Source organism: Mycobacterium sp. (assembly GCF_040509115.1).
Lineage (GTDB): Bacteria > Actinomycetota > Actinomycetes > Mycobacteriales > Mycobacteriaceae > Mycobacterium.
Genome location: NZ_JBEVLO010000445.1, coordinates 1 through 4,358 on the forward strand (window position 1 = coordinate 1; position 4,358 = coordinate 4,358).

Genomic DNA, 4,358 nt, shown 5'->3' on the forward strand with positions numbered 1-4,358 from the left:
GCGTGGCGCGGGCCGGCGGTGCGGCTCCAGATCAGGACGCGCTTCTGCTCGCCCTCGACCCAGCCGTTGGTGCCCTCGTCGTTGTAGCACTCCGGATCCACGCCACGACACACGCCGTAGACCGGATCGGCAGGAGCGCTGATGGCCGTCGCCGGCTGCAGGACGCTTCCGCGCTCGCTGGTCGTGGACACTCCGCCGGACAGCAGGCCTACCCCGAGGGTCGTCGCAGCGGCGAGCGCGACCCCCGAGAGGATTATGGGTTTCATCTGATCTCCTTTGATCGATCGTGCCGACGCCTCGGGCGTGCTCTGCACAGATGAGCCCAGGCGACACGAAGCTATTGCGCGTCGACGAAGCGGGGCAAAGCTCGTTCCATCCAGTAGGCCGACCCCTCTCGGCATGGTGTGCCACTCGGTGGGCCGTTCGGTTGCCCGCACGAAAACCCGCGTTCTAACATCCGAGCGCTGGCCGAACACGCCGATTCCCAGATCGGCGACCGGCCTACTGCACCCCTCAGACGGCAGGCGGGCACGCAAAGCCCTTCCGTCCGATCGATGACGATCAAGGAGCACGCGATGCGCAGACCATGGAAGACGACGCTCGGAGCAGTGGGGATCGGCGCACTGGCGCTCGCCCTCGCTGTGACAGCCGCACCGGCCACCGCGCTGGGTACGGGATCCGATCCTGTACCGCCGGTGGGCCTGACGGGACTCGAGCCGACCGGCGCCGATATGCCGACTGTCGGCGGCAACCTCGGCAACCAGCACTACTCGGGCTTGACGCAGATCACGAAGGAGAACCTCGATCAGCTCGCGCCGACCTGGCGCACGAACGTCTCAGCTGTCGAGCCGGCGACCGCGAACGTCGGTCAGCAGACGACTCCGATCGTCGTCGGCGGCGTGCTGTACCTCGACACTCCCAACGGCGGCGTGATCGCCGTCGACGGCGCATCGGGCGAGGCGATCTGGAAGTGGAGCGGCGGCAGCTACGGACTGTCGGGCACGCGTCGCGGGGTCTCGGCAGGCGACGGAAAGATCTTCACGCTGGCGGGAGGCAACAACGTCGTGGCGCTCGACCAGACGACGGGTGCCGAAGTCTGGGGGGCGCAAGCCGTCGGACCGCAGGGCGAGAACCTCGGTCGGGTCGGCAAGGCCGCCACCGTCTACAGCAACGGGATCGTGTACGCGCACGCGGCGGACGGCGATCGGGGCGCGGTCGTCGCCATGGATGCCGACGACGGAGCATACCTGTGGCACTTCTTCGGCGGTCCGCAGCGCGGTCAGACGTTCACCGGGGTGGATGGCGTGACCTTCGACGCGTCCGAGACCTGGGGTCCGGTGCTCGCAGACGGAACCGACTGCGCCGTCGAGGGCGGCGCGACATCCTGGATCCACGGTGCGGTCGACCCCGAGCTGAACACGTACTACATGACATTCGGCAACCCCCGCAGCTGCACGTCGTCGCAGAACGGATCGGAGCGACCCGGAGACAACCTGTTCTCCACCACGATGGTCGCCGCAGACGCCACGACGGGTGCCTACAAGTGGCACTACCAGTCGATCCGCCACGACGTGTGGGACATGGACAACGTCCACCCGCCGACACTGGCCGACATCCAGGTGAACGGTGAAGAGCGCAAGGTGGTGTTCTACGGCAGCAAGTCGGGGCATCAGTTCGTCCTCGATCGCACCGACGGCACCCCGGTCCTCCCCGTGATCGACAAGCCCATGATCACCGACTCCCGCCAGAGCCAGCCCGACACCCAGCCGTTCCCCGCGGAGCGGCTGCTGCCCGAGTGCGTGGTGTGGGAGAAGCTCGATGCCGACAACATCCCGGGAGATCCCTGGCGGGCCGTCCCGAACTACAACGGCTATCAGGCGGATGCCGAAGGAAATCTCGTCTTCAACCCCGACAGCTACGTCGCTGTGGACGAACCGTTCCTCACGTACCCCGAAGGCTCCTCGGGCCACCGCGAGGGGTGCATGTACGACCCGCAGTGGGATGCCCCCATCCTGTCCACCACGAGCCAGAACGGCGGAGGCGACTGGTCGAACCAGTCCTACAGTCACAACCTGAACCTCGTGTACTTCTCCTACGGCACCAACCCGGTCGCGCATTACAACGGCGCGGGCTCGAACGGACTCCGCGCCATCGGTCAGTACCAGACCGGCGGCATCCTCGCCTATGACGCTTCGACGGGAAAGGTCGCGTGGACCAACCACACCGGCACCGACATGTCGCACGGTCAAGGACCTCTGACGACCGCCTCCGATCTTCTCGTCGTCGGTCAGATCGACGGCCGGGCCCTGATCATGGACGCCGGCACCGGCGATGAGCTGTGGGAGTTCCAGACGGGATCCGGCATCGCCGCGGCACCGGTCACGTACGAGGTCGACGGGGAGCAGTACATCGCCGTCTTCGCCGCCGGATCGACGAACCCCTACGGCGGCTCGGTCACCCAGGGCGATTCCCTGTGGGCGTTCAAGCTGGGCGGTTCGTACACCACCGACTCGGGCAGCCAGGAAGGGCCCGACACCGGCCCCCTGACCATCCGTCGACCCGTGGGCGGTTCCGCCGTCGCGGGAGAGACCGTGGACAACACCGTCCTCCTCGCACGGAGCAGCCGCACCGCCGACACCGCGGCAGCGCAGGACAGCGTGGCGACGAGCGCCATGCAGCCCACGCACCTGCGCGTCCCCGTCGGGACGACCGTCACGTTCCGCAACCCAGGGGCCGAGACGTTCCCCAACTTCCCCAACCTGAAGCCCCACTGCGCGACGCAGTTCTTCGAGGGGGAGTTCAACGCCAGGCTGCAGCCCGGTGAGGAGTACCAGCACACGTTCACCCGTGCCGGCGAGTACTTCTTCAACGACTGCACGGACCCCCGCCCCACGGGCAAGATCGAGGTCTACCTCGACGCGCAGGATCAGCCCGGTGCACTGACGTTCACGCCGGAGCGGCTCCGACTGGGCTCGCCATCCGGACTGTTCTCCGATGTCCGGGGCACCGTCGAGGCGCACTTCGCGCTGCCGGCAGGGTCGACCTACGAGAGCGGGGCCGTGCTCGTCACACCCCTCGGCAAGAAGCCCATCGAGGCGTCCCGCGTCACGACCGACGGCGGCAGGCTCCTCCTGGAGTTCGACGCCGCGCGATTGGACAACAACGTGCCGACCGGCGACGTCGAACTGACGGCGAGAGTGAATGTGCTCGACGCCGGCGGCGCGCAGCAGCAGCTGTCCTCCACGGCGACGGTCACCGTGTCGAAAGACACGCTCGACGTGACGGTGACGCCACGCTCCCTCGGCGGCAAGGCGTACCTGTCGGTGTCGGCAGTCAACGACTCGGCATCCACCGTGGACATCGTGATCTCAACGCCCTTCGGTGACAAGTCGTTCACCGACGTGGCACCGGGCAAGACCGTCGCGGCGTCCATCAACACCCGGGCGACCTCGATCGAAGCGGGTGAGGCCACGGTGACCGCGACCACGGTCATCGACGGGAGGACGCTCACCAGAGCGAAGTCCGCTCCTTACGGAGCGTTCCCCGGATAGCACCCGATGTGCGGGGCGGAGGTCCACTGTCGCCGCCCCGCACGTCACCCGTGCTCTGGCCAGGATCGCATCCGCGACGTGGGCGTGGCTCACCCCACCGCCCCCGCACCCCGAGGACCGGTCCGGCAGCCAGGGCGAACAACCGAAAGAGAAAAGGAGATTCAATGATGAACAAGACCACTCTCACCCGCGTCGGCGCTGCAGCCTTCGGCGCCCTGCTTCTGGCATCGGCGGGCACGGCCGGTGCCACGGCGGACGAGGTGGACGACGCAGATGTCGACATCAACGTCGAAGTCAGCGAACGCTACCCCTCGGGAGTCCTCGCGCTCACCGTCGCGGCGGATCAGACCTCACTGACCGAGATCGACAGCGGCGACCCGCTGGTGCGTCAGTTCACGGGCGAGCTCCCGACGGTGACGGTCACGGACACGAGGTCGGATGTGCCGGACGTGCCCTGGTACGTGCTCGGCACCGCGGGCGACTTCGTCTCGGGCGCAAGCGGGATCACTGCGGATCACCTGGGGTGGACGCCGGCGCTCGCCGGCGACTACGGCCCGGCGATCGAGCCGGGCGGCGACATCGAGACGGTTGTGGACGATCCCGCGAGCGAGGGCCTGGCCTACGCCGACGGGGAGCTGCTGTACGTCAACGTCGACCAGACGGCAACCTATACGCAGGGATCGTGGAGCGCGACGGCAGGCCTGCAGCTCAAGGTCGACGCCGCCGCGGTGGCGGCCGGCACCTACACGTCCGTCCTCACGCTCTCCCTCTTCGAGTAGGAGCACGGCGCGCGGTGCGGCACGCCCC

At 67.9% G+C, this 4,358-nt stretch carries 3 protein-coding genes; 2 read left to right on the plus strand and 1 reads right to left on the minus strand.

Going from position 1 to position 4,358, the window contains the following annotated elements; all coding sequences use genetic code 11:
• Window positions 1–266 (minus strand): hypothetical protein (locus tag ABW137_RS30635; RefSeq protein ID WP_526405801.1); only part of this gene is annotated, 266 nt, incomplete at its 3' end.
• A gap of 288 nt (window positions 267–554) precedes the next feature.
• On the opposite strand from ABW137_RS30635, the gene ABW137_RS30640 reads away from it, so the two are divergent.
• Both ABW137_RS30640 and ABW137_RS30645 read left to right on the plus strand, forming a co-directional pair.
• Window positions 555–3,551 (plus strand): BamB-related PQQ repeat family beta-propellar protein, encoded by a 2,997-nt coding sequence (locus ABW137_RS30640; RefSeq protein WP_526405803.1) that lies wholly within the window; start codon window positions 555–557, stop codon window positions 3,549–3,551.
• A gap of 167 nt (window positions 3,552–3,718) precedes the next feature.
• On the plus strand, window positions 3,719–4,330 hold the full coding sequence (locus ABW137_RS30645) for a hypothetical protein (RefSeq protein ID WP_526405805.1): 612 nt from the start codon (window positions 3,719–3,721) through the stop codon (window positions 4,328–4,330).
• Window positions 4,331–4,358 lie beyond the last annotated feature (28 nt).